The sequence below is a fragment of the Halomonas sp. QHL1 genome (assembly GCF_001882345.1).
In the GTDB taxonomy this organism is placed as follows: Bacteria; Pseudomonadota; Gammaproteobacteria; order Pseudomonadales; family Halomonadaceae; genus Vreelandella.
The window spans coordinates 2948578-2974392 of record NZ_MINL01000001.1 but is presented as its reverse complement, the minus strand read 5'-3'; the positions used below and the strand labels follow the sequence as shown (position 1 = coordinate 2974392).

The 25815-nt window shown below is 56.5% G+C and carries 20 protein-coding genes; 3 read left to right on the top strand and 17 right to left on the bottom strand.

The annotated features are described in order from the left end of the window. Positions 1-86 precede the first annotated feature (86 nt). Both uvrA and QHL1GM_RS13610 read left to right on the top strand, forming a co-directional pair. On the top strand, positions 87-2933 hold the full coding sequence (uvrA, locus tag QHL1GM_RS13615) for an excinuclease ABC subunit UvrA (protein WP_071696004.1): 2847 nt from the start codon (positions 87-89) through the stop codon (positions 2931-2933). Between the two features lie 161 nt (positions 2934-3094). After that, a complete protein-coding gene (locus QHL1GM_RS13610) occupies positions 3095-3838 on the top strand; it encodes a Crp/Fnr family transcriptional regulator (RefSeq protein WP_071694969.1) in 744 nt (247 codons plus the stop codon). Between the two features lie 55 nt (positions 3839-3893). On the opposite strand, the gene QHL1GM_RS13605 is transcribed toward QHL1GM_RS13610, so the two are convergent. After that, on the bottom strand, positions 3894-4688 hold the full coding sequence (locus QHL1GM_RS13605; RefSeq protein ID WP_071694968.1) for a ribonucleoside-diphosphate reductase: 795 nt from the start codon (positions 4686-4688) through the stop codon (positions 3894-3896). A 56-nt stretch (positions 4689-4744) separates the two neighbouring features. Beyond that, positions 4745-6856, bottom strand: a complete 2112-nt coding sequence (locus QHL1GM_RS13600; RefSeq protein WP_071694967.1) for an adenosylcobalamin-dependent ribonucleoside-diphosphate reductase — start codon at positions 6854-6856, stop codon at positions 4745-4747. A gap of 300 nt (positions 6857-7156) precedes the next feature. Here QHL1GM_RS13600 and QHL1GM_RS13595 point away from each other — a divergent pair, with 300 nt between their 5' ends. Further along, a complete protein-coding gene (locus QHL1GM_RS13595; RefSeq protein ID WP_254795360.1) occupies positions 7157-7666 on the top strand; it encodes a hypothetical protein in 510 nt (169 codons plus the stop codon). An 11-nt stretch (positions 7667-7677) separates the two neighbouring features. Here the strand turns inward: QHL1GM_RS13595 and QHL1GM_RS13590 are convergent, their stop codons facing one another. The 15 genes from QHL1GM_RS13590 to QHL1GM_RS13520 form a co-directional block, all read right to left on the bottom strand. Then, on the bottom strand, positions 7678-9684 hold the full coding sequence (locus tag QHL1GM_RS13590; RefSeq protein WP_083571034.1) for a sensor domain-containing diguanylate cyclase: 2007 nt from the start codon (positions 9682-9684) through the stop codon (positions 7678-7680). A gap of 23 nt (positions 9685-9707) precedes the next feature. Further along, entirely contained in the window at positions 9708-10382 is a 675-nt protein-coding gene (locus QHL1GM_RS13585; protein WP_071694964.1) for an OmpA family protein, read from the bottom strand. Positions 10383-10387: 5 nt separating this feature from the next. Further along, positions 10388-11209 carry a motility protein A gene (locus tag QHL1GM_RS13580; protein WP_071694963.1) on the bottom strand — a complete coding sequence of 274 codons (822 nt, stop codon included), beginning with the start codon at positions 11207-11209 and terminating at the stop codon, positions 10388-10390. 40 nt (positions 11210-11249) lie between these two features. After that, positions 11250-11951: an RNA polymerase sigma factor FliA gene (locus QHL1GM_RS13575; RefSeq protein WP_071694962.1), complete on the bottom strand. Its 702-nt coding sequence runs from the start codon at positions 11949-11951 to the stop codon at positions 11250-11252. Between the two features lie 26 nt (positions 11952-11977). Continuing rightward, positions 11978-12406 (bottom strand): flagellar protein FlhE, encoded by a 429-nt coding sequence (locus tag QHL1GM_RS13570; protein WP_083571033.1) that lies wholly within the window; start codon positions 12404-12406, stop codon positions 11978-11980. Between the two features lie 25 nt (positions 12407-12431). Further along, positions 12432-12998 carry a hypothetical protein gene (locus QHL1GM_RS13565; RefSeq protein ID WP_071694961.1) on the bottom strand — a complete coding sequence of 189 codons (567 nt, stop codon included), beginning with the start codon at positions 12996-12998 and terminating at the stop codon, positions 12432-12434. Then, positions 12995-15178, bottom strand: coding sequence for a flagellar biosynthesis protein FlhF (gene flhF / locus QHL1GM_RS13560; protein WP_071694960.1), 2184 nt, complete (start codon positions 15176-15178; stop codon positions 12995-12997). The genes QHL1GM_RS13565 and flhF overlap by 4 nt, the downstream gene beginning before the upstream one ends. A 59-nt stretch (positions 15179-15237) precedes the next feature. Further along, complete coding sequence (flhA, locus tag QHL1GM_RS13555; RefSeq protein WP_071694959.1) at positions 15238-17325, bottom strand: flagellar biosynthesis protein FlhA; 2088 nt, start codon at positions 17323-17325, stop codon at positions 15238-15240. Continuing rightward, positions 17322-18488: a flagellar biosynthesis protein FlhB gene (gene flhB, locus QHL1GM_RS13550; RefSeq protein ID WP_071694958.1), complete on the bottom strand. Its 1167-nt coding sequence runs from the start codon at positions 18486-18488 to the stop codon at positions 17322-17324. The genes flhA and flhB overlap by 4 nt, the downstream gene beginning before the upstream one ends. 104 nt (positions 18489-18592) lie before the next feature. Next, positions 18593-19288 carry a protein phosphatase CheZ gene (cheZ, locus tag QHL1GM_RS13545; protein ID WP_007112065.1) on the bottom strand — a complete coding sequence of 232 codons (696 nt, stop codon included), beginning with the start codon at positions 19286-19288 and terminating at the stop codon, positions 18593-18595. A 41-nt stretch (positions 19289-19329) separates the two neighbouring features. Further along, on the bottom strand, positions 19330-19719 hold the full coding sequence (cheY, locus tag QHL1GM_RS13540; RefSeq protein WP_022520923.1) for a chemotaxis response regulator CheY: 390 nt from the start codon (positions 19717-19719) through the stop codon (positions 19330-19332). A 125-nt stretch (positions 19720-19844) separates the two neighbouring features. Continuing rightward, positions 19845-21539 (bottom strand): methyl-accepting chemotaxis protein, encoded by a 1695-nt coding sequence (locus tag QHL1GM_RS13535; RefSeq protein ID WP_071694957.1) that lies wholly within the window; start codon positions 21537-21539, stop codon positions 19845-19847. 93 nt (positions 21540-21632) lie between these two features. Next, the gene (locus tag QHL1GM_RS13530) at positions 21633-22694 is read right to left on the bottom strand and encodes a chemotaxis response regulator protein-glutamate methylesterase (RefSeq protein ID WP_071694956.1); all 1062 of its coding nucleotides are present in this window, start codon (positions 22692-22694) and stop codon (positions 21633-21635) included. A gap of 91 nt (positions 22695-22785) precedes the next feature. After that, positions 22786-23658 (bottom strand): CheR family methyltransferase, encoded by an 873-nt coding sequence (locus QHL1GM_RS13525; RefSeq protein WP_071694955.1) that lies wholly within the window; start codon positions 23656-23658, stop codon positions 22786-22788. Further along, on the bottom strand, positions 23655-25805 hold the full coding sequence (locus tag QHL1GM_RS13520) for a PAS domain-containing methyl-accepting chemotaxis protein (protein WP_071694954.1): 2151 nt from the start codon (positions 25803-25805) through the stop codon (positions 23655-23657). The genes QHL1GM_RS13525 and QHL1GM_RS13520 overlap by 4 nt, the downstream gene beginning before the upstream one ends. Positions 25806-25815 lie beyond the last annotated feature (10 nt).

Sequence of the window (25815 nt, the reverse complement as noted above, 5' to 3'; positions counted from 1 at the left end):
AGTTGCCGCAGGTTATGAAAGCTGTTTTGCCGGGAGGGGGCCGACAAACGTATAATCGCGCTTTTGCCGCGCGATTCGAGGTGTTGATGGACAGCATTCTGGTCAGGGGTGCCCGCACCCACAACCTCAAGCAGATCGATGTGGAGCTGCCCCGTAACAAGCTGATTGTGATAACCGGCCTCTCCGGCTCGGGTAAATCGTCGTTAGCGTTCGATACCCTTTACGCCGAGGGGCAGCGCCGCTATGTGGAATCGCTCTCCACCTATGCGCGCCAGTTCCTATCGATGATGGAAAAGCCCGATGTGGATCACATCGAAGGGCTGTCGCCTGCGATCTCCATTGAGCAGAAGTCCACCTCCCACAACCCGCGCTCGACCGTGGGCACCATCACCGAAATTTACGACTACCTGCGCCTGCTGTTTGCCCGTGCCGGGACACCCCGCTGCCCCGAACACGGCGAAGACTTGGAAGCTCAGACCATTTCCCAGATGGTCGATCAGGTCATGAACCTCGCCGAAGGCACCAAACTGATGCTGCTGGCGCCGGTAGTCAAAGGCCGCAAAGGCGAACATTTACAGTTACTGGCCGAGCTGCGCGCCCAGGGCTTTGTGCGCGCTCTGGTCGATGGCCAAGTGCTAGAGCTGGACGATATCGCACCGCTGGATAAGCGCAAAAAACACGATATCAGCGTTGTTGTTGACCGCTTCAAAGTGCGCGACGACCTTGCCCAACGTTTGGCGGAGTCCTTTGAAACCGCGCTGAACCTCGCTGACGGCACCGCCATGATTCACTTTATGGACGGTGAGCGCGACGACATTGCCTTCTCATCGCGCTTTGCCTGCCCGGTGTGCGGCTACTCGCTGGCGGAACTTGAGCCGCGGATGTTCTCGTTCAACAACCCGGCGGGCGCCTGCCCCACCTGCGACGGGCTGGGTGTCCAGCAGTACTTCGACCCGGACAAGCTCATCAGCCACCCGGAGCTGTCGCTTGCCGAAGGCGTAATAAAAGGCTGGGATCGGCGCAATATTTACTACTTTACCCAGCTCCAGGCGCTGGCCAAATACTATGGTTTTGAGCTGGAAACGCCCTGGCAAGAGCTCGCCCACCGCGATCGGGAGGTTATCCTCAACGGCAGCGGCGACGAGCACATCCCGTTTGTCTATGTGGGCGACCGCGGCCGCAAAGTCACCCGCGAACACGCTTTCGAAGGCGTGCTGCCCAATATGCAGCGCCGCTATCGGGAAACCGAATCCAACATGGTGCGCGATGACCTGGTCAAATACATCGCCGTGCAGCCTTGCGCGACCTGTAGTGGCTCGCGACTGCGGAAAGAGTCGCGCCATGTCTACGTGGATGATCACAACATCGCCGAGATTGTGCGCTTCCCGATTGGTGAAGCGTGGCGCTACTTTGCCGATTTAAGCCTGCCAGGGCGCAAAGGTGAGATCGCCGATAAAATCGTCCATGAGATCCACGCCCGGCTAGAGTTTTTGGTCAATGTGGGGCTGGATTACCTCAATCTTGAGCGCAGTGCCGACACGCTCTCCGGCGGTGAAGCCCAGCGTATCCGCTTAGCCAGCCAAATTGGCGCGGGCCTGGTCGGGGTGATGTATATTCTCGATGAGCCGTCGATTGGCTTGCACCAGCGGGATAATGACCGATTGTTGAAAACCCTTGAGCGGCTGCGCGATTTGGGCAATACCGTGATTGTGGTCGAGCACGATGAAGACGCCATTCGCGCCGCTGATCACGTACTGGATATCGGCCCAGGCGCGGGCGTGCACGGCGGTGAAATTGTCGCCCAGGGCACACCTAAAGATGTCATGGACAACCCCAACTCGCTGACCGGCCAGTATTTATCGGGTACCCGGGAAATTGCCGTACCGCCCTACCGCATCCCTGGCAATCCAGAAAAGCAATTAACTGTGCGCGGCGCTACCGGCAACAATCTTCAGAACGTCACGCTTAGCCTACCGCTTGGGCTGTTTATCGCCATTACCGGGGTTTCCGGCTCGGGTAAATCGACGCTGATCAACGGCACCTTGATGCCCATTGCGGCTCGCGAGCTAAACCGCGCGACCACCCTGACCGCCGCGCCCTATGAGAAAATCGAAGGGCTCGACCAGCTCGATAAAGTCATCGATATCGATCAGAGCCCAATTGGCCGCACGCCGCGCTCCAACCCGGCCACCTATACGGGTATTTTCACACCGATTCGCGAGCTGTTTGCTGGCACCCAAGAAGCGCGTTCCCGGGGCTATAAGCCCGGCCGATTCAGCTTTAACGTTAAAGGTGGGCGCTGCGAGGCGTGCCAGGGCGAAGGCATGATCAAGGTAGAGATGCACTTTCTGCCGGATATCTACGTGCCCTGCGACGTGTGTAAGGGCAAGCGCTACAACCGCGAAACCCTGGATATTCACTACAAGGGTAAAACGATCCACGAGGTGCTGGCCATGACCGTGGAAGACGCGCTGGAATTCTTCAGCCCGGTACCGGCGATTGCCCGTCGCCTGCAAACATTGCTCGATGTGGGGCTCTCCTATATCCGCTTGGGACAGAGCGCCACCACCCTTTCGGGCGGCGAAGCGCAGCGGGTTAAACTCGCCCGCGAACTGGCCAAGCGCGATACCGGCAAAACGCTGTATATTTTGGATGAGCCGACCACCGGGCTACACTTTGAGGATATCCGCCAGCTGCTGACGGTACTCCACCGCCTGCGCGATCACGGCAATACTATCGTGGTGATTGAGCACAACCTGGATGTGATCAAAACCGCCGACTGGATTGTCGATCTTGGCCCCGAAGGGGGCTCCGGTGGCGGACAGATCATCGCCGAAGGCACGCCTGAACAGATTGCCAAGCAGGAAGTCTCGCATACCGGCCGATTCTTAGCGCCACTGCTGGCACGGGGGAAACGCGCAACGAAGCGCTAGCACTCGTTTTTTGCAGGCGGGGTGGGCAGACGCCCACCCTCAGACTAAATAGCCATGCTAGTTGGTACCTTTGGTCAACGCAGTAGATAGCCACATTGTTTATAGTGGTGGGCAGATTATAGTTAGCAGTATTATGCAATCTTCTGCTGGAGGGATAAGTCGTGGGTCAGGAAAATAGCTGTATTATTAAGCACTTCAATCACTACTGTTCATTAAGCGATGATGAGAAGAAATTGCTCATGACGCTGGAGGAGAGCCCGACCGATATTAAGTCGGGCACGCTACTCTGGGAGATGGGCGACCCGGCCAATGAATTCTGCACGCTAAAAAGCGGCTGGGCCTACTCCTACCGCCATCTGGAAAACGGTGATCGCCAGATTCTGGAAGTGTTTTTACCGGGGGATATTATTGGACTGCGCGAGTTTGCGTTCTCCGAGCGTCTTGAGAATGTGCGCATGATTGATGACGGTGTGATTTGTCATTTTCCGCACAAGCGTATGCTGGAAATATTCCGCCGGTCGCTACCACTAACATCGGTCATGTTTGCCATCGGTAGCCGCCAACAGGCGCTAATGACCGAGCGGCTGGTGACGCTGGCTAGACGCAGCGCCCGCCAAAAAATGGCGCACTTCCTTTATGAGATGTATCTAAGGCTGCGCCAAACCAACCCGGACATTAGCAACCAGTTCCGCCTGCCCCTCTCCCAGGAGCAGCTGGCCGATGTGCTAGGGCTAAGCCCGGTACACGTTAGCCGTACCTTTACCGCGCTTAGCGAAGATGGTTTGGTGTTTCGTGATCGCCACCACCTAACAATCCCGAATTTAAAAGCCCTCAGTAATGAAGGACAGTTTGACGACTGCTACCTCACCGACAACGTCCGCCCCCTGTTAGGCGAAATTGCATAAAAAAACCGCGTGCTGTTAGCACGCGGTTTTTTAAAACTAAAAGTCTAAGCTACGCCTAACCACACTTTGACCAACCGCAGCCTGCATAGCAGGTGGGGCAACCATCCATCATGATCAGTTCGCCGCGGCACTCGGGGCAGTTACCCACCGTAGCCGGGGCACTGCCTTCAGGCTTTTTTCCCGGCGTTGCCTTATCACCGCCAATCGGCTCTACCGCGCCTGTTTCAACGGGAGCATCATTCGCTTCTTCTTCAGCACCGGGCTGCCAAGCATGGCCGTGAGTCATACGATGGGCATAACGCTCGACCAACTGCTCAACCGGCACTTGGTTGCCATCCCGATCCAAAAAGCCGCGGCGGTAAAGAATCTGCTGAATCGACCAAGCAATCGCCGCGACTTCCGAGTCGTGGAACATTGGCTTGTTCCAACGGTTCATGCCACAGCGCACCAGGCCTTTGTCCCAGGCTACTTTGCGCAGATCCGCCCCCGCCTGGGTGACGTAACCGCCCCGGGCAGCTAACGAAAGACTGCGCATGGTGGCGGTAATCCACTGGTGCTCGCTGGAGAGCTGCCCTGACGGAAAAAAGAACTCCACCGGGCGCTCAATCACCACCCGCTTACCGCCAATCACGCCCTCCACCGGCATAAACGACACCAGCAGGTAGACTTTCTTACGGCCTTCCGCGCCCACGTAAGAGATCTTTTCAGATACCGCCTCCAGGGTGCCTTCCGGACGTGAAGGAATTCGTACCGTCAGCGGGTTTTCATCCTGAAGCTCGGGAACGGGCGCTGCCTGTTCCTGCTGCTTGATACGGTAACCAACGATTTTTGAGGTAATTTCTACAGCCATGATGTTCTCCACTTAGCAAAGGTGTGCGTTTTAAACAGATAGCGCTTAGCGCGGCATCACCATTTGCCGTAGGTGCCTTCTTTTAAGCCATCAAAGAGGTTGGCAGCGTTATGCTCTTCACCGTCGTAAATCACCGTTTCGCTACCATTGAGCTCAAGGGTTTCGCCATTTTCCAGCTCAAACACGTAGGTGGTGTTTTTAAGATCATCCTCCCGCACGAGAACGCCCTGGAAGGCCTCAGGGTTAAAGCGGAAGGTAGTACAGCCTTTTAAGCGGCTTTCGTAAGCCTGCAAATAGAGATCCTGGAACTGCTCAAAGGGGAACTCGGTAGGCACATTGACCGTTTTTGAGATCGCCGAATCGACCCAGTGCTGGGCGGCGGCCTGAACCGCAACGTGCTGTTCGGGCGAGATGGCATCGGCGGTGACAAAGTAGTCCGGCAGGTCGCTATCCACGGCGTCGGCAGCGATAAAGTGGCGGTAGGCGGCCAACTCAAAAGAAACCACTTCGACCTGCTCTTTGGTCTTCTTACCCGACTGGATAATATTGCGGAAGTAGCGGTGCGAGAAGGAGGGCTCGATACCGTTGGAGGCGTTGTTACCCATCGACAGGCTGATCGTGCCTGTCGGTGCAATTGAACTGTGGTGGGTAAAGCGCGCGCCGTGCTCAGCCAGCTGTGCCACAAGCTCGGGCTCAAGCTCGGCCACTTGGGCCATATACTGACTGTAGCGAGCGTGCAGAATGCGTCCCGGCACTTGATCGCCCACTTCGTAGCCATCTTTGGCCAACTGCGGCCGCTCGCGCAACATTTTAGGGGTAATGGTGTGCTCCTGCTCAAGCACCGGCGCCATGCCCTTCTCTTGTGAAAGCTCCAGCGCCTGCTTCCAGCCCTCTATCGCCAAATGACGGCTCACCTCATCGGTAAACACCAGCGACTGCTTAGAGCCGTAGGGGATTTTAAGCATGGTGAGCGTTGAGCCCAAGCCCAAGAAGCCCATGCCGTGGCGGCGTTTGGCTTCAATTTCACGCTGCTGCTGGGGCAACGGCAAACCAGCAATCTCAACCACGTTATCGAGCATGCGGGTGAAGATCGCAACCACTTTGCGGTAGCGCTCCCAATCAAAGCGCGGCTCGGCGCCAAAGGGGTCGATGACAAACTTGGTTAGATTGACCGAGCCCAGCAGGCAGGCGCCTTCCGGCGGCAGAGGCTGCTCGCCACAGGGGTTGGTGGCGCGGATATCCTCGCAGAACCAGTTATTGTTCATGCGGTTAACCTGGTCGATCAGGATAAAGCCCGGCTCGGCGTAGTCGTAGGTGGAGGACATAATGGTGTCCCACAACTCCCGCGCTTTAATCACTTCAACAATGCGGCAGGCAACTCGGCCTTCGGCATCCACCGTGTAGCCCTCTTCCACCACCGGCCAATCACGATAGAGCAGGTCTTCCGCTTTCACGTCCTCTTTCTCACCGGGGTGCAGCGGAAAGGCCAGCGGCCAGTCGGTATTGTTTTTCACTGCCTCCATAAACTCATCGGTGATCAGCAAGCTAAGGTTAAACTGACGCAGACGACCCGCTTCGCGCTTAGCCTGGATAAACTCGCGCACATCCGGGTGGCCCCCATCGAAGGTGCCCATTTGGGCGCCACGGCGGCCACCGGCAGAGGCCACGGTGAAACACATCTTGTCGTAGATATCCATAAACGCCAGCGGGCCGTTAGTGCCCGCGCCAGCGCCGAATACGAAGGCGCCTTTGTGGCGCAGCGTCGAGAAGTCGTAACCAATACCTGCACCGGATTTCAGCGTCATGCCCGCATCGACTACCGAGTCGAGAATATCGCGCATGGAGTCGCGAATCGTGCGCGAAACGGTGCAGTTAATCAGGCTCACCGCGGGCTTATACGCTTCAGCGCCCGCGTTGGAGAGAATTCGACCGGCAGGTATAGCGCCATTTTCCAGCGCCCAGCGGAATTTCGGCAGCCACTCTTCCGCTTTATCACCTTCTACCACTGCGAGGGCGCGAGCAACCCGTTCAAACGTAGCACCAACGTCCTGATCGACGGGCTGGCTATGACGATCCTTGAGACGATATTTAGCATCCCAGATCTCCCGCGAAGGGGCCTGCATCGGGACATCGTTAGAGGTCTTCATAGCTTTAGCAGCGGTGCTCATATCGCAAAACTCCTTCACAACGGGGTGAATGTAGCGCTTAAATGGTGCGATTATACGTGGCATCGGAATGAAGTATAGACTTGACTTTCCACTATATGGGGCGCTTTTTTTACTTTTTTCTACCATATATAGAAAAATCAGCGCGTTACTCTTTTGGCACTTCCCAACACGTTATAGACTGACCCTTTTAGTTAAATGGCTCAGATCATGACTGCTACTGATACCCCGCGTTTCCGCTTGCTTACGTTAGTCGCTATGTCATTTCCTCGGTTAGTTGCTGTGGTAATGGCCGTTTCACTGATGGTAGTGACGCCCGACACTAGCGCCGCCACGTTTAATACCAAGGACGTAACCAACCACGACCATTGGCAGTCGATGACGCTAACGCTGGGGGGTGAACGTCACTACCGTGCAGTGGAAACCCACAGCTACTCCGACGCTACGCTGAGCTTGAACGCCACCGCGGGCGTTTGCGATTTACCCTGGCTGGAGATGCGCGTCACCCTTGAGCAGCAGCAAGGTGAGAGCCGTGCGGTCAACCTAGTGCCCGCCCGGCTGCGCATCGATGAGCAGCCCGTTATCGACACCATGGCGGAATTTATTACCGAGCGCGGCGATGACGGTTTTTATGCCCACTTTTACTTAAGTGACTTGGAATCTCTAATGGCCGACATGCGCCAGGGCGAGCAGCTGTTTCTCGGCTTTGACCAGGAGGAGCGCGAGCCATGGTATATGACCTTTAGCCTGCAAGGCGCCGACGCAGCGATTCACCGGATGCTCAGCCAGTGCAAAGGTAGTGGAAACTTTTAAGGTGTGAATGCTTAGATCGGCACCACGGGCTTAGGCGCCATTTCAACGCGATTGCGTCCACCATGCTTAGCGCGGTACATGGCGTCATCGGCCCGGGAGATAATGGTTTTACAGCTGTCGCCCGGCTGCCAAACGGCAACACCGATACTCACCGTAATGGTCTGTTCAAGCCCTTCTATACGTAGCGCTGCTACCAACGAGCGCAGCCGCTCAGCCAGGCCAAGGGCAGCGTCAACATCAGAGTGAGTTGCCAGCACAATAAACTCTTCGCCGCCCCAACGCCCCAGGTGATCACAGCCGCGCAGCGAGCTTTCTACTAAGCGGGCCAGCGCCACCAGCACATCGTCCCCCACGCTATGGCCGTGAGCATCATTGATCTGTTTGAAGTTATCCACGTCAAAGAGTAATAACGCAAAGGTGGCCGCATAGCGCTTGGCAGCCACTAGCTCTGCATTGATCGCTTCTTCGATGCGGTAGCGGTTCCACACCTTGGTTAGCGGATCAAAATGGGCCAGTTGCTCGAGTCGCTGATTAGCCTCAGCAAGGGCTTTGCGCTCGTGCTCCAAATGTCTATTAAGTGAGCTAATTTCATAGGCGGAAATTGCCAGCGTCAGATCTTCACCCAAATCTACCGCCGCTAAGCGCTCTACCCGTTGCCACGCTTCGCTCTTACCCACCACCTCTTCCTGCCAGGCGGTCGAGGGAGCCGCTATTGACGCCGGATGAGGGTTGGTCGTGGGTTGCATCGCCCAATATAGCGTTTCCACCTGCTCGGGCCGAAAAAACATCAGCCAGGCGCGCTGGGTTGAGTTCATCGGCAGCGGCACAGCTAGAGCCCCGCACTGTTCGGGCATGTCTAGCGAGCAGGTTAACGTCTCTTTGGCGATTTCGCGCGTGCACCAAGGGCCGCTATGCACATGGGCCCTTTCCAGACGCAGCACAAACTGGCTGATCGCTTCTGGGGGCGGCGTCATGCCCGCTTGATAAGCGCCACCATTCACCCACAGCACCACGCCATGGGCGCGAAATAGCTTCATCCAGATAGCCGCCTGCTCATGCAGCATTCGCTGGGGGCTTTGCGGCTCGCTGCGCGCTCGTGCACTGAGTACCAGGCTATCCTGAACCCGCTGCAGGTAGCGGGCTTCTTGACGCGCCCGCAGCAACAGCATGCGCTGGGTGGCCATTTGCACGAGAGTGCGAACGGCATCTCGCAAGGGGGGCTCAACCGGGTGCGGGGTTACCGAGTGACAAAACACTAGCCCCCATATGCCGGTATCTCCCTGAATTGCCAAACTAAGTGAGCCACGCACCCCCAAGCGGTTTAAATAGCGCTGTCGTTCCGGGGCAGGTGCGCGTAAAAAACTGCCGTTAAGACGCGTTTCAGGGCAAGCGGGCATTAGCGTTTCAGGGGGCGCGTCAACGTCTTCAATTAACCGCACCGGGTTATGTTGGTAACTTTTGCGTAAGGCGACAGGGAAGTCGCTGGCGGGAAAGCGCTGGCCTAACAGCGAGGGCAGCTGTTTTCCCAGCGCTTCGGCGACCATCAAACCATGCCAATCGCTATCAAAATGGCACACGCTGACGCGATCATGACCGGTGAGCTGTTGAATAGCGTTAACCAAAGCGTCAAGCAGCTCTTCCTGATGCGTCGCTTCAGCTAAGTGCATCAGCCGCTCATTCACAGTACCCAGTAGGCGGCGCTTACCCTGGGGATTAAGTGGCTCAATCTCGACGATAACCTGCTCACCCGCTCGGTAAGCGTGGAGTTGAAAACGACCGTTGCTGTGTTTGGGACGATTAAACACTAGCGGGCCGGGGAGCCGCTGCTGCCCCTGCAGTTCACGACGCATCCGCTGGCTTAGCCGTTTCCCCAACACGCAGGCAAGGGTGAGCTGCCCATTTTCAGGGTGCTCAACACCGGTCAAGCGAGCTAAGTTAGTGCTACTGGTTTGGATGCGTCGACAATCGGCATCTAAAATCAGCAGGGCACCAAATGACTGCAACCGCGGGTGGTACATGGACACAAACGTGGCCTCGCAATCTATTCACCCTCGACCTGCTGCCTTAGCAACAGTTCTACGCGACGGTTGGCAGCTCGCCCATCCGCGGTTGCGTTCGGTTCCATGGGTTGGGTATCGGCATAACCGACGGCCCGCATACGAGAAATATTGAACTCTTGGCGCTCTAGATGCCTCACCACAGCGATAGCCCGTGCTGATGAGAGCTCCCAATTAGAGGGAAAGCGGGCCGTTGAAATAGGCACGCTGTCGGTATGGCCCTCTACCGATATCTGGCCGTCAAAACTCGTTAGCACACCGATAAGACTTTCTACCACGCCCCGCCCCTGCGGGGTCAACACCGCTTGACCGCTAGGAAATAGCAGGCTGGTATCAATGCGTAGCGTGACCCCTTCGCGCCCTTGCGAAACGCTCACGCCGGGGATACTGAGGCCATCAAACTGTGGCTGCAGCCCTGCATGGCGGGGCTGTATGCCGGTAGCCAACGTCGCCAGCGGCAGTGATGATACAGCGCTAGCCGAGCGCATGAAAGCAGTATCAGCCGCTTCACCACCACCTGGTGGCGTTAGTGAAAGCAGCAGTACAAAGAGCGTGATTAGCAGCGTCAATACATCAAGATAACTGGTTAGCCAACCATCATCGCCATCACCTGGCGATGGCGACATTTCCAGCGCATGGCGCGTATCGCGGTCTAACATGCTGGCTATCCCTTGGCCGCCGAACTAACCGACGAGTCAGGCCTTGGCTTGACGCTGTTATCACGAATTTCATCGTGGTAGTTAGCCACAAACGAGTTGAGGGTCTCTTCGATAAACGACGGCAGGCGGCGCTTGGTAATCAGCGAAATACCTTCCAGCACCATATTCATGGTAATCAGCCGCTCTTCGGTGCGGCGCTCGAGCTTCACTGCAATCGGCTTAAACACTAAGTTGGCGAGTAAAATACCGTAGAAAGTGGTAAGCAGAGCGACTGCCATGCGGGGCCCAATTACTTGCAGGTCGCCTGCGTCCATGACTTCCAGCATATTGACCAGCCCCACCAGGGTGCCGATCATGCCAAACGCGGGTGCGTAGGTGGCCATGGTACGGAATATTTGTGCCTCAGCATGCTCACGCGCTTTAAGGCGGGCGATGCGCCAGCGCAGCATGTCAAAAATTTCATCCTCTTTGGTGTTGGCAATCACCAGTTGGATCCCGGTACGTAAAAACGGATTGCTGGTGTGCTCCAACTCGCGCTCGACCGCGCGCACATCGCCTTTAAACCACAGCCGCGACATATCCACCAGTTCGCGGATATCGTCACGCATATAGGTATTTTCGCGCCGGAATACCAAGCCCACTAGCCGTACGACGCGGAGCACCTCTTTCAGCGGATAGCTGATAAAGGTCGCCGCTAGGGTACCGGTCACCACGATGGCCAGGCCCGGTAAATTGATAAAGCTTTCAGGGGACTCTGCGGTGAAAAACAACACACTTACCAACAGCAGTATGCTGGCAAATATGCCTATCAGCGTCGAAGGATTCATCCACGGCTCCTTGCCGGTCACAAGTGAGTAAAAAGAGGTGTTATGCCGAGTCGTGTAAACGCGCGCGTAAACGGCTGACGGCTTGGCTGTGCAGTTGAGAAACGCGTGATTCCGTTACGCCCAACACAGCCCCTACTTCCTTGAGGTTGAGTTCTTCTTGGTAGTACAGCGCCATGAGCAGCTTTTCCCGCTCTGGCAGCGCTTCAATCGCGTCAATCAGCGTTTGCCGCTGCTGGCCATCTAGCAACTGCTCGAACGGTGAAGTGCCCAGTTCATTGCTGACAGGCTCGCCGCCGTCGGCTACCAGCTCTTCAAACGGCAACAGTTGGCCACTGTTGGTGTCGTTGAGGAGCTGCTGATACTCACTCAGCGGCATCTCAAGGTGGAGGGCAATTTCGTTCTCTTCCGGCGCTCGCCCGAGCTGTTGTTCTAATTGGCGAACGGCGCTGTCAACCGCACGCGCTGACCGGCGCACGCTGCGGGGCAGCCAGTCACGGGTGCGTAACTCATCCATCATTGCACCGCGAATACGCTGACTGGCAAAGGTCGCGAACGTCGCGCCCTGGGTAGCATCGAAACGACCTAGCGCTTCCAGCAACCCCACCATCCCGGCCTGGATCAGGTCATCGAGCTCAATACTCGCTGGCAATCTAACCTGAAGCGTCAAGGCCTGGCGTCGCACCAGTGGCATGTATTGCGTCAACAGCTCACTCTGTTTGATCCTGCCTTGTGCTGTGTACATATTCTCGCCTCGCGGCTATCCAGCCTTCACTGATAGTTCACAATCAATTGCAACCCTTGCACGCGAACAGGCCGCTGGCCTGGGCGTAAGGCGAAGCGAAAATGCAACGGCTCTTCAGCGGCTCGCCCCGCTAGTGCGGCGGTAGAACCACGCATACCGGTTAATGCAACACACTGCTCTGGATGGCACAGCCAAGCGTTTAATAGCGCACCGTGGGGGTATTCAAACTGCCACTGGACACGCCCGAGTTGACCTGACTGAATATTGCCGACGGTGGGCGGGGTAGCCATTTTACTCGTGCTTGCCCGATCACTCATTGCCACCATCAGCCCGGGTATCTGGCTACTCCAACTGCCGGGTGCCGCCTGGGCGTTGGCCGTCAATCCTGCCAGTAGACACCCCGTCAACAATATCCCAATCAGCAGCAGTCTCCCTCTTAACGGCCAGCTTAGCATGCTTGGTCTCCTCGGCAGAGTGTGCTCATCGTGCAAGTACCAGTAACTCCATATTTAAGTAGTAATCAGCGGCCTGACGCAAGTTATCGAGTAACCCTTGGCGCGGTAAGTGGGGTTCATGCAGCGCCAGCAAACGACGCGGCCCACCCCGCTCATGCAGCTGACGCAACGTCCCAAACATACCAGCGAAGGTATCAGCATCGCTACTGATCCATAGCGCCCAACGGCTGTATTGATCGCGTAGCTGAGCAAGATCGGAAGTTTCCGCCATGGCGATACGAATATCCCAATCGTCAGGATCACCGGCCCAGCTTCGACCTAGCATTGACCACTGCCCCAGACGCGCTTTGACCTTGCTCACCTGGGGTGCACCGCTACCGGGCAGCCCGACCACAATAAGCGGAATTTTGGGCTTGGGCGGCGCCATTGTCGCTGGCTCTTCCACCGCCGCTAACATAGGCGCTAATAAAGGGCCGGTCTCTTCGGGCACATGCTCTGCCGCCGCGACGTCAACCGAACCCTCAGCCTGCTGCTGTTGGCGCTGCAGGCTTGCCCACTTGCGCAGTCCCGAGGCTTGATCTTGTTCGCTCACGCCACACCCTCTCGACTAACACTGCCCATTTGGCGAATCGCATCCCGCGCCATAAAGGCGTAGACCAGCGCATCGAGCATGCCGGTATCGCGGCGTCGGCGGCTGGTGCCTAGAAGATTGAGCAGGTCGCCGCGCAGCGTTTGCGCCTCCTCATCATCGGCGACATCGAGATGCCCGGCGACCGATGCCACACCGCTGGCCATCAATAGGCGAACTTCGGCATTGAGATCTCCGCTATCGGCCTCTTTCAACTGCTGCCACGCGCGACGCGTCAAAGCAGACAAACCTTCGCTTTGCAGTTGGGTTAACAGCAGCGAGAGCACCTCTGCCCCCAACCGTGCTGGGGTAAGCCAGTAACGCCGCGCCACCACTTTGGCACTTTCCGGGTCGCGCACTTCGCCGTACCAGGCTAGTAGAGCCGTCCTGCTGGCGTCCTCGACTTCGGCGTAGGCAGTCCACAGCTGCACCGATTGTCCGCGAAAACGTACCCCCACGTGATGCGTTAGCACACTGTCACTAAACAGCTGACGGATCGACTGACGTTCGTGGTGAAAGAGTACTCGATGACTAGGGGCTACTTGGCTGACCCAGGTCAAGTGCTCGGCTTCCAGCCACGCCAACGCATCGGGTTCGGGAAAGCGCGGTAGTAAGTGCACAGCGACGCCGTTTGATGAAGTCAAAGCGGCTAAGCGGGGCTGCCACCCCGCGGCGTGGCGATGCTGCAGCCAGGGAAGCGCCAGCCAGGCGCCATCAGTGTCCAGGCCAATGTCCGGCATTGCCCAGTCGCAGCCGCGCTCGTTACGCCGCGCTGACCACGCCATACCTAAGGTGGTTTCCGCCGCGGGGTAACCGGCAAGTAATGCATCTAAACGCGTTTCCTGCACACGGCTAGGCAGCGAAGCTAAATTCCAGACCTCTTCTAATTCCGCAAAGCCCGTGACGCGTTGGCGCAGCCGCGCCAGTAGCGACGACAAGCGACGCCCCTGGCCCAGTACATCCCGCGACCAGCGCGGCATGCCCATCGGGGTGTCAGCACTTTGCGCCCGCTCCCGCTGTGGCGTCGCCGTGCTGAGCGCTTGATCCACTAGCGCATCGGGGGCGGCAATGGCCATATCTTCAGGCACCTGCTGGCCATTTGAACCAAACAGCACGCGCATTCCGTGACGCATAATAATGTCTAATACCGGCGCCAAACGTCCCGCCTCATCCTGCTTGGTAATAATGCAGTCATCTAGCTCTGCGCCCGCCGCTCGCGCGGCCTGGCGGTAGCGCAGCACGACTTCTTCGAGGGTTTCCGGCTGACTGGCTGCATTGAGAAGCAGTACCAAACGCACCCGCGAGCGTCCGCCCTGGAGGTGGGCAATCTGCTCAATCACCCGCTGGTCACGCTGACTCATACCCACGGTATCGATAATCACCCACTGCTTGCCCTGCAGGCGCCCCAGCAAATCGTCGATGGGTTGCTCGGCGTCAAGCGCGTACATCGGGGTATCCAGCAGGCGCGCATAGATGCGCAGCTGCTCGTGGGCGCCAATCCGGAAGCTGTCGGTGGTGACCAGCGCCACCGGGCGCGTACCGTGGCGCATCACAAAACGAGCGGCTAGCTTGGCGGTGGTGGTGGTTTTACCCACTCCTGTCGGCCCCACTAGGGCAACAATACCGGTTTGATCGAAAAAGCTGGGCTCATCGCTCAGCACGCAGAGGCGATCCATTAACTGCTGACGCAGCCACTGCAGCGGCGCTTCGCTATCGCCGTCTAACCTGGTTAGCGGTGCGGGCAACCCTGCCAGCAGCTCATCGGCGAGTTCACTGCTAAAACCGACGTTCCATAGCAGTTGGCGCAGCCGCGCCGCCGTGCCGGTCGGCGCTGTTGGCAGTGGGGAAGCGGTATTGGCTGGCTGGCTATTGGCTAGCAGCGCTCGCATATCCTGCATTTCGCGCAGTAAGCGCTCGCTCATCGCTTGCATGGGATCTTGCGGCGGAGGCGCTGCCGGCGTTTCGGGGGGGGCGGGTTCCGGTGAAGGTTCAAAGTGGTCAATGGCTTCATCCGCCATGGCCAAAATTTCAACGCCCCCTTCAGTACGCCGATTGGCAACAATCAAGGCGTCTTCACCGAGCGTTTCGCGCACTTGGCGCATCACATCACGACTGTTGGCTCCCACGAAACGTCTAACGCTCATGATTTACCTTTTGCCTATTCTGGAAATGGTCGACGCTAGCCTATCACGGCGCATCATCATTAACGTCCGCCGACGACGGTGGTCACTCTTAATGTGCGGTCATCGGGAATTTCAGCCTGGGACAATACGGACATATGGCGTAGACGGCGGCGTAAGAAACGCGACAGCACCGCTCGCAGCGAGTGCTGCACCACCAGCACCGGCGGTTCGCCGGAGCTTTCGTGACGCTCCAGCGCCTGCTGCGCCTGGGTCATCAGTGTCTCTGCCAACCCGGGCTCCATGGCACCGTTACCGTTCATAGCCTGTACCAGCACCTGCTCCAGTTGGGCATCCAGCCCCATGACATTGAGCGTCTCCTGCCCTGCAAACCAATGCTGGACAATCGCACGCCCCAGCGAGACACGCACCAGCGCTGTCAGCTCGTTGGGATCTTTTTGCTGGGTGGCGTACTCCGCCAGGGTATCCAGAATTGTGCGCATATCGCGGATAGAGACATCTTCGTCGAGCAGGTTTTGCAAGATACGCTGCAGCACCGTTAACGAAATAGCCTTGGGGATGACCTCTTCGACCAGCGCTTTCTGATCATCACCCATTTTATCCAGCAGCTTCTGCACTTCCTGACGGCCCAGCATCTCGGGCGAATGACGGTGCAACAGGTGGTTCAAGTGAGTTGCTATGACGGTACTGGCATCCACCACGGTGTAGCCATACACCTGGGCATGCTCACGTTGGTTGCTATCGATCCACACAGCGGGCAAACCAAAGGCGGGATCTTGAGTATGGGTGCCCTGCAGCTCGCCTGACACCTGCCCCGGATTAATCGCCAGCCACTTGCCCGGCTGCGCCTCGGCGCGACCAATCTCGGCGCCTTTCATTGAGAGCACATAGGCGTTGGGTGGCAGCTCCAAATTATCGCGGATATGCACCACCGGCGGCAGGAAGCCGACTTCCTGGGCAAACTTTTTCCGCACGCTCTTAATGCGCCCGAGCAGTTCGCCTTTTTGACGCGAGTCGACCAGCGGGATTAAGCGATGCCCCACTTCCAGGCCGAGGGTATCGACCAGCTGCACGTCTTCCCAACTCGCTTCAGGCGTCTCTTGTAACGGCACAGGCGTAGTCGCAATTTCCTCCTTGACCAACGACTGCTCTTTTTGGCGCATAATAAACCACGCCAAACCCGCCAATAGTGCGGTAAAGAGCAGAAACACTAAATTGGGCATGCCGGGCACCATGCCCAATAGCCCCATCACTATGGCGGCCAATATCAGTACCTGGGGATTAACGAATAGTTGGCTGAGCATTTGCTGGCCAATATCCTCGTCCGTATCGGTACTAACCCGAGAGACCGTGACACCCGCTGCGGTCGAGATCACCAGGGCCGGAATTTGCGCCACCAGGCCATCGCCGATCGCCAGCAACATATAGGTCTGGCCAGCAGCGCCAAAGCTCATATCGTGCTGCAGCATGCCAATCATCAGCCCGCCGATGATATTGACCACCATAATCACCAAACCGGCAATGGCATCGCCACGGACAAACTTACTTGCGCCGTCCATCGAACCAAAGAAATCCGCCTCTTGCGCGACTTCCGCGCGGCGCTTCTTGGCGTCTTCTTCGCCGATTAAGCCAGCGTTCAGATCGGCATCGATGGCCATCTGCTTACCGGGCATCGCATCCAGGGTAAAGCGCGCACCCACTTCGGCAATACGGCCAGCACCTTTGGTGATAACCATAAAGTTGATGATGACGAGAATAAGGAAGACCACTAGGCCTACAGCGAAATTACCGCCGACCAGGAACGCCCCGAACGCTTCGATGACCTTACCCGCGGACGCACCGCCTTGGTGGCCCTCCATGAGCACCACCCGGGTAGAGGCCACATTGAGCGACAGGCGCAGCAGCGTGGTAAATAGCAACACAGCAGGGAACGCCGCAAAGTCCAGCGGCTTCTGCGTAAACATGCTGACCATTAACACCATAATGGCCAGCGCGATATTGAAGGTGAAGAGTAAATCCAGGGCGAAGGGGGGCAAGGGCACGATCATCATGCCCAAGATCATGAGGATGAGCAGCGGCCCGACCAGCAGCTTCATGCGCACATCACTCATCCAGTCGCGCCGACCTACTAGCTGACTCAAGCCTTTCATGGTTGCGCCTCATTACCACCGGCGCCATGCCCGGGGCTTTCCATCTCCGGTGGTACCGGCAGGTTATCGGGGATTGGGGGCACCTCGCCTCCTTGTTTTGCTACTTGCTTGAGGCGATAGGCCCAGGCCATTACTTCCGCCACCGCGGTATACAGCTCGGCAGGTACCTCTGCATCTAGATCGACGTGATGATACAGGGCCCGCGCTAATGGGGCTGCCTCCAATCGTGGCACGCCTGCCTCTTCACCAATTTCGCGAATGCGCGCGGCCACTGCGTCGGCGCCTTTTGCCACCAGCCGTGGCGCGCCCATGCTACCTTCCTGATAAGTCAGTGCTATCGCATAGTGCGTGGGGTTGGTAATGATGACGTCGGCCTCGGGCACTTTGCTCATCATCCTACCCCGCGCCATGGCCTGCTGCTGCTGGCGAATGCGCGCTTTCACATGCGGGTCGCCTTCGGACTCTTTGTGCTCACGCTTAACCTCTTCCTGAGTCATGCGCAGCTTCTTTGCATTGTCCCAGAGCTGGAAAGGGACATCGATCAAAATAACCACGATCAACACCAGCACCATGAGCCCGGCCGCCTGAGCCGCCATGGTTAGCGCGTTGGTCAGCGCTTGCTGGATAGGCTGATCCATTAGCGCCATAAATTTGCCGATGTTGAAATACAAAAACGTTGCGGCGACACCCCCTACCAGAACCGACTTGGCAATCGCTTTAGCCAATTCGATCAGTGCCTGGGTGGAGAAAATACGCTTTACGCCTTTAATAGGGTTTAGCTTGGAAAACTTGGGCTGCATCGATTTACCCGATATCAGCCAGCCTCCCATCAACCCCGGGGCTACCAATGCAATCACGGCTAACAGTAAAAACAGCGGCATCATGGCAAATAGTGTGCGCTGCCCAAGATCCAGCGCATTGACCAACATCGGCGTACTTTCCATTGCCTGGCGACGCTCAAACAAGAAAGCCTGCTCCATCACCGCACCCAGCTGGTCATAGAGCATTTTGCCCATGCTATAGAGGCCAATCACACCGCCCAGTAGCAGCAAAAACGTATTTAACTCGCGGGAACGGGCAACCTGGCCCTCTTCACGGGCCTTCTCTTTTCGCCTGGGCGTGGCCTCTTCGGTCTTTTCCTGGTCGCTATCGTTATCTGCCATACGGGTATCCGGCCAGGTGAAGCGAAGCTTATCACGTATTCAGCCGTCCATAGGGACGGCTGAATAGCGTGCTTGCGTGCCCAGAGGGCGTGTAATAACGCGCTTTAAAAGCCTAATTCATCCAATAGGTCGTCTACTTGGTCTTGTCCAGAGACGGTATCGGGGACATTATCCTTCACTTGCGGCCCATTCAAAAGCTCTTCGTTACGCCGTGCATTGTCGCTTTTCCACTGATCCTCGGCCTTGCGCTGCAGTGTTTCTCGTGCATGTGCGCCCGGCGCGTTATCAATGAGCACCTGAACCAGCTGATGTTCGATCTCATGGATCACGTCCATCATCTTCTTAATTACCTGGCCGGTCAGGTCTTGGAAGTCCTGGGCCATCATGATTTCCATCAGCTCTTTATTCGTCGCGGAAACCACATCAGGCACATCGCTAAGATAAGTGCGCGTCTCAACGACGAGTGCCTTGGCCTCATCCAGCTCTTTCGGCGCTTCAAACCACTCGGCCCAGCGCTTATCCAACGCTTCCGCTCGGTCTGACAACTGATCCTGCAGCGGCTGCGCACGGTCAACGGCATTGAGCGCTCGATCTGCTGCCTGCTCCGTCATGGTGGCGACATAGTGCAAGCGGTCGCGTGCATCGGGGATGGCTTCGGCCGCCTTCTCGATTTCTTTATCCAGCCCCAACTCGCGCATGTTTTCGCGCAACATGCGCGTCAACTTCCCGATGCGATGAATTAGGTCTTCAGCGGCTTGTTCGGACGATTGGGCAGAATCGGACTGCTCATTCTGACTCATTATGTTGTCTCCTCGTTAACCAAGCACATAGGCTCAGTCGCTCACATACCCAGTTTGTCGAAGATCTTGTTGAGCTTCTCTTCCAGGGTTGCAGCGGTGAACGGCTTGACGACATAGCCGTTAGCGCCCGCTTGAGCGGCCGCTATAATGTTCTCTTTCTTCGCTTCTGCGGTCACCATCAGCACGGGAAGATCTTTCAAGGCGTCATCCTGACGGATCTCCTTAAGCATCTCCAGGCCATCCAGGTTCGGCATGTTCCAATCGGAAACGACGAATTCAAACTTGCCAGCGCGCAGTTTATTGAGCGCATCTTGACCATCTTCTGCTTCATCCACGTTGGTGAAGCCCAACTCCTTAAGCAGACTACGCACGATCCGACGCATGGTAGGAAAGTCGTCTACAACCAGGAAACTCATATTCTTATCTGCCATGGGTCATCCTCTAATCAATCAGTATATGGCGCTGGGGTGACTGAACAGTACAGTCAGGGATTTAAAGCTGTTTCTTAGAACTGTTGCTAAGACTTTTTCTTAAAACTCATTCTTAAAACTCATTCTTAAAACTCTTCCCACTCTTCGTGGTCGCTGCGCTTGGCGACAGGTCGACTCGCTTGCTGCTGGTCGACCCGGGGTGCAGGCATTGCATTCGTGGCTGGCGATGCAGCGGGCAGCGTCTGATGTGACGACCCTTGCATACCTAGCAGTTTAAACACGGCAACCGCTTGCTCCAGCCGGTTGGCCTGCTCCTCGAGCGATGCCGCCGCCGCAGAGGCTTGCTGTACCAGCGCGGCGTTCTGCTGGGTGACTTGATCCATCTGACCCACCGCTTGGCTGACCTGCTCAATGCCGTCGCTCTGCTCTTGGGAGGCAGCGGATATTTCATCCATAATATCGGTTACGCGGCGCACTGCGGTGACCACATCCGACATTGTGGTACCGGCTTGCTCGACCAGCGTTGAGCCTTGCTGAATCTGCGTCACCGAGGCATCAATCAGCGTTTTAATCTCTTTGGCCGCATCCGCACTACGGCTGGCCAAATTGCGCACTTCCCCCGCCACGACCGCAAAGCCTCGGCCTTGCTCGCCGGCACGCGCGGCTTCTACTGAGGCATTGAGCGCCAAAATATTGGTTTGAAAGGCAATCGAATCAATAACGCTGGTAATATCGGCGACTTTTTTTGAGCTGGTGGAGATGCCGTGCATGGTTTGAACTACTTGCGCGACCACTTCACCACCGCGCTCTGCCGTGGTGGAGGCGTCTGCTGCCAGGGTGCTGGCTTGGCGGGCGTTGTCGGCGTTCTGTTTTACCGTCGCGGTCATCTCTTCCATGCTGGCCGCGGTTTGTTGAATCGATGCCGCCTGCTGCTCCGTGCGCGAGGAGAGATCAGCGTTACCGCTGGCAATCTCGCGAGTGCCATGATGGATTTCGTTACTGCCTTCACGTACCCGGCCAACGATATTGGTGAGGTTTTGCTGCATGGTGCCCATGGCGCCAAACAGACGACCAATTTCATTTTTACCCGCTTCCGGCAGCGGATCGGTTAGGTCAGCCTCGGCAATCGCATCCAGGCGCTGGATGGCGCCTCTTAGCGGCGCAATCACCGTACGCCGCAAACCTAGGTAGATTACCAAGGTCATGAACATGGCAAACACCACCACCGCCATATTGATTATGGTAAACAGATTGCCTTGAGCCTCTGCGTCGGTGCGTATTGTGTCTACCCGCTGGAAACCGTAATCAACAAACGCCGTCATACTGCCAGCCAAAGTAATTAACGGCTCAACCAACTCATCGCGCAGACTGTTGTAGCTGGTTAAATCCATATATTGAAAGGTTTCGTGCTGCTGCTTAACCAATTCGAGTACCGCTCGAAAATCAGTAGTCAAAGCGTCCCCCAATGCCTGACCTTGAGAGGTCAGAGGTGTTGCAGCAAAACTTTCAAAACGTTGCTCGGCACGCTCAATACGATCAGCCGCGATATCGACCTGTGCATTGGATTGCTGAGTCTGGCCGACCATCAGATAGTTTGAAGCAGTTTCCATCGCCAGCATGGCTTGGTTTAGCAGCGAGTCGGCGCGATTAATTTCATTTAACTGCGCATCGCTAATCTGGCTTAGCGTTGCTAAGTTATTTTGCGCGTTGCGATCGGCCACAACCGCCAAGCCCGCAAGTACTAAAATCAGAGCGACAAAGCAAACGAGTGCCGCCACTACAGCGGCGTGAATACTCAAGTTGCGCAGTAAACGATTCATTGGGAGTTCCCTTGCGAGCTTATTAAAATTTTATGTTCAGTTCATATGCTTAGTTGTTAAGCAAAGTCGTTTAACTAATTTCTTATCAATTACCTATACACGCTGGGCGCGGCCAGAGGCGGCGATCAGCGCCATCATCCGTGAAGGGATATCATCCAATGCGACTACTTCTACCGCGCCCCCCATCGCGATGGCTTCTCGCGGCATACCAAAGACCACACAGGTCTGCTCATTTTGGGCAATGGTGGGCGCACCCGCCTGGCGCATCTCAAGCAGCCCTGCGGCACCGTCCTTACCCATACCGGTAAGAATCACGCCGATTGAGTTCTTGCCCGCGTGCTGAGCCGCTGAGTGAAACAGTACATCGACTGATGGGCGGTGGCGGTTTACCGGCGGGCCGTCATCTAATCGCGCCACGTAGTTAGCGCCACTACGTGCCAACTTGAGGTGCTGGTCGCCGGGGGCAATATAAGCATGCCCAGGCAGGATCCGTTCACCATCGGTAGCCTCTTTAACCGTAATCCGGCACAGCCGATCCAGCCGCTCGGCAAACGAACGGGTGAAACCACCGGGCATATGTTGGGTAATCAAAATCGCCGGGGCATTCGCCGGTAACGGTTCAAGCACCGCCCGAATCGCTTCAGTACCGCCAGTGGAGGCGCCGATAATAATCAACTTTTCGCTCGATACCAGCGGGGCCTTTAAGGCCGCTGGTGGCGGCGTGTTTTTATGCCGCGCCTGACGGGGCCGTGAGCGCGCCGCGGCACGCAACTTTTCGGCAATTTCGTCGGCGTACTCCATCATCCCATTGCGGATGCCCAGGCTCGGCTTGGCGACGAAATCCAGCGCACCAAGCTCAAGCGCACGCAGGGTGATCTCTGAACCGCTTTGGGTTAGCGACGACACCATCAGCACCGGCATAGGACGCAGACGCATTAACCGCTCGAGAAAATCCAAGCCGTCCATGCGCGGCATTTCCACGTCGAGGGTTAACACATCAGGATTGTGCTGCTTGATCAAATCCCTGGCGGCAATGGGGTCAGGCGCTACCGCAACGACTTCCATATCAGGCTGAGAGTTAATAATTTCAGTTAACAAATCGCGAATTAGCGCCGAATCATCGACACACAGTACTTTGATCTTGGCTGCGCTCAAAGCACGCCTCCTATTGCTGTAGACGCCTGATGTGTGATTGCAACCGCCGGAGCCACAGCGCCTGAGGCGATCAGAAAGACACGATAATTATTCATTTTTTGGCCAGGTTATAAACAGTCTGGCCACGCAGTTTGAAAGCATCACTGATGTACGAGAAATTTTCTGAGTGACCTGCAAACAACAAGCCATCGGGTTTCATCAGTGGCGCAAACCGTTTAAGAATTTTTGATTGAGTATCTTTATCAAAATAAATCATGATGTTTCGGCAGAACACCGCATCAAAAGGGCCTTTAATTGGCCATTGGGGCGCCAGCAAGTTTAGGGGCAAAAACTCCACTAGTGCGGAGACTTCTGGGCGTATCCGTGCAAAGCCCGCATGGTTACCGGTACCTTTTTGAAAAAAACGTTTTACCCGCGTCTCATCGATCTTGCGCACCTGCTCCAAGGGATAAACGCCAGCACGAGCCCTGGCCAGCGCATCGGTATCGATATCGGTCGCGATCACTTTGGCTTGCGACGCTTTCGCGCCTAGCGTTTCCAGCAATGTCATTGCCAGCGAGTACGGCTCCTCCCCCGTGGAGGCGGCCGAACACCAAATGGTGACCGGGTCTTGCTTATTCTTTATGTGTTCAGCCAACAGCGGAAAATGGTGCGCTTCACGAAAAAAGGCCGTGAGATTGGTGGTCAGCGCATTGGTAAACGCCTCCCACTCTTTGGCCTCTGGCTGGCGCTCCAGGCGTACCAAATAATCGGTAAAGCGCGTCATGCCATGGTGGCGTAGCCGCTTTGCTAAGCGGCTATAGACCATTTCACGTTTATGCTCAGCCAGCACAATGCCGGCGCGCTGATAAATCAGCTCGCGAATACGCGTAAAATCCGCATCCGTCAGTACCAGATCGCGTTCAATCTGACTGCTCGATGTCCACTGACCAGCGTCTACAACCCGTTCACGTTGTTCGGTCAAAACTCTTCCCACTCCTCTACTGAGGCTGTTTGCCGTTTAACGGGCGAATTATTCGACGGCGCAGTGCTAGGCAGTTGGGCAGCGTGCTTGGATACTGTCACTGCTGGCGGACGTAGCGCCCCCTGACTGTTTAATCGGAACGCTTCCACCGATAGCGCCAATAGCCCCGCCTGTTTCTCTAGGGAGACCGCCGCACGTGCGGTTTCTTGAACTCGCACGGCATTGCGCTGGGTACCTTGATCCATCTCTGCGACTGCCTGGTTAACCTGGGCAATACCATGGCTCTGCTCTTCGGAGGCGGCCGATATCTCGTGCATAATTTGCGTCACGCTTCGCGCGGCTTCTGCGACTTCACTGATCGCGGCTTCGGCTTTAGTCACCAAACTGGCCCCCGCGTTAACCTCACGGTTAGAGCCATCAATCAGGCCGCGAATTTCTTGAGCAGCGCCTGCGCTGCGACCCGCCAGATTACGCACCTCTTCGGCCACCACGGCGAAACCACGCCCATGTTCGCCCGCACGCGCTGCTTCTACCGATGCATTTAACGCTAAAATGTTGGTCTGAAACGCAATCGAATCAATCACATTGATGATATCGGCCATCTGCTGGGAGCTTTGCGTAATCCGCTGCATATTGTCGACCAACTGTGCCATCAACTCGCCGGTATTCGTCACCTGGATAGCATTGTTATCGGCTAAGCGACGGGCTTCTTGAGCGTTATCGCTGTTTTGCCGCACGGTCGCGGTCATTTCTTCCATGCTGGAAGCGGTTTGCTGCAATGAGGCCGCCTGCTGCTCAGTACGCGAGGAAAGCTCTTCGTTCCCACTGGCGATGTCCTGGGCAGCCGGGGTGACCACGTCAATGCCGTTTTTGACGTCGGCGATAATACTGCTGAGGCTTTTGCGCATAGTGTTCAGCGAGTCCATTAGCTGGCCCACTTCATCGCGTCGCAGGGCAGGCACTTTAGCCGCCAAATTACCGCCAGCAATTTGCAGCGTAAAACCTGCGGCACTTTTTAACGGTCGAGTAATCGCCCGCAAGGTCACCACACCGATCAAAATAAGTAGCAGTAAACCAACCCCAAGGACTATTGCTTGCGCGCCCAGCATAGTGGTTTGACCTTGCTGCGCTTCATCGGCCATGGCCTCAGCTGCCTGCTGCTTCTGGGCAATCAGTTGATTCACCATGCCTGACAGGACGCGGCCCTCGTTGGTCATCACGCTGATCACCGCATCTAGACCGGTAAAGGCTTGATAAGCCTCTTCCGCCTGCAGGACGCTGGCCGCCTGGCTCATACCATTTTGCAAGAACACCTGCAGCGCCTGATCAAACTCGGCGGCAAGTTCGGTTTTATTGACCTCCCGCGAGTAGTACTCTTGCCATACAGCGGCGACCGATGCGGCGCTTTCCTGAATACTTTCGCCCATCTCAAAACGCTGCTCAATCAGCTCCATACGCTCTGGTTCAATCATCGCCTGGCGGGTTTGGGCAATGGTTTGATCGATTTGCTGCAGGCGAATAACGTCTCCCAGGCCATCATTATTCAGTTGTCCCAAGCGCTCGCCCGAAACATTCAAGCCATACAAGCCTAGCCCTCCGCTAATTAACAGCAGCAGTCCGGCCACGACAATCATGCCTACCAACTTGGCACGAATAGTATCGAGGCGTACTCGGGCCAAACGTTTGATCACACCTTTCTGGCGTAATCGACCTTTATCCAAGTAGTAACGTTTGTTACGGCCTTCACGTATTTCAGCGTACGCCTGCTCTGCCTGCGCAATGGCTTCGCGGCTTGCCTGCACGCGCACCGAGGTATAGCCCACTACTTGTCCATCTTCGACAATCGGCGTCACACTGGCGTTGACCCAGTAGTGGTCGCCATTTTTGCAGCGATTTTTGACCAGCCCGCGCCACGTCTCACCCGTCTTGACGGTTTGCCAGAGATTTTCAAAGGCTGCTGGCGGCATATCTGGGTGACGTATCAGGTTATGCGGCGCACCTATCAGCTCTGCGTGCTCAAAGCCGCTAATATCGATAAACGCAGGGTTGGCATAGGTGATGCGCCCCTTGATATCGGTACGCGAGACTAAGAAGTCGTCCTCTTTTAACTCAATTTCACGCTGAGAGACTGGCTGGTTATTACGCATGGTTTGCCTT

What these genes read in the sequence shown, in the direction of transcription:
- QHL1GM_RS13580 (WP_071694963.1), bottom strand. Translation starts at nt 11,209, where the DNA reads ATGAATCCTTCGACGCTGATAGGCATATTTGCCAGCATACTGCTGTTG.
- uvrA (WP_071696004.1), top strand. Translation starts at nt 87, where the DNA reads ATGGACAGCATTCTGGTCAGGGGTGCCCGCACCCACAACCTCAAGCAG.
- QHL1GM_RS13595 (WP_254795360.1), top strand. Translation starts at nt 7,157, where the DNA reads ATGGTAGTGACGCCCGACACTAGCGCCGCCACGTTTAATACCAAGGAC.
- flhB (WP_071694958.1), bottom strand. Translation starts at nt 18,488, where the DNA reads ATGGCAGATAACGATAGCGACCAGGAAAAGACCGAAGAGGCCACGCCC.
- QHL1GM_RS13520 (WP_071694954.1), bottom strand. Translation starts at nt 25,805, where the DNA reads ATGCGTAATAACCAGCCAGTCTCTCAGCGTGAAATTGAGTTAAAAGAG.
- flhA (WP_071694959.1), bottom strand. Translation starts at nt 17,325, where the DNA reads ATGAAAGGCTTGAGTCAGCTAGTAGGTCGGCGCGACTGGATGAGTGAT.
- QHL1GM_RS13575 (WP_071694962.1), bottom strand. Translation starts at nt 11,951, where the DNA reads ATGTACACAGCACAAGGCAGGATCAAACAGAGTGAGCTGTTGACGCAA.
- QHL1GM_RS13600 (WP_071694967.1), bottom strand. Translation starts at nt 6,856, where the DNA reads ATGAGCACCGCTGCTAAAGCTATGAAGACCTCTAACGATGTCCCGATG.
- QHL1GM_RS13605 (WP_071694968.1), bottom strand. Translation starts at nt 4,688, where the DNA reads ATGGCTGTAGAAATTACCTCAAAAATCGTTGGTTACCGTATCAAGCAG.
- cheY (WP_022520923.1), bottom strand. Translation starts at nt 19,719, where the DNA reads ATGGCAGATAAGAATATGAGTTTCCTGGTTGTAGACGACTTTCCTACC.
- QHL1GM_RS13535 (WP_071694957.1), bottom strand. Translation starts at nt 21,539, where the DNA reads ATGAATCGTTTACTGCGCAACTTGAGTATTCACGCCGCTGTAGTGGCG.
- QHL1GM_RS13590 (WP_083571034.1), bottom strand. Translation starts at nt 9,684, where the DNA reads ATGTACCACCCGCGGTTGCAGTCATTTGGTGCCCTGCTGATTTTAGAT.
- QHL1GM_RS13585 (WP_071694964.1), bottom strand. Translation starts at nt 10,382, where the DNA reads ATGTTAGACCGCGATACGCGCCATGCGCTGGAAATGTCGCCATCGCCA.
- cheZ (WP_007112065.1), bottom strand. Translation starts at nt 19,288, where the DNA reads ATGAGTCAGAATGAGCAGTCCGATTCTGCCCAATCGTCCGAACAAGCC.
- flhF (WP_071694960.1), bottom strand. Translation starts at nt 15,178, where the DNA reads ATGAGCGTTAGACGTTTCGTGGGAGCCAACAGTCGTGATGTGATGCGC.
- QHL1GM_RS13570 (WP_083571033.1), bottom strand. Translation starts at nt 12,406, where the DNA reads ATGCTAAGCTGGCCGTTAAGAGGGAGACTGCTGCTGATTGGGATATTG.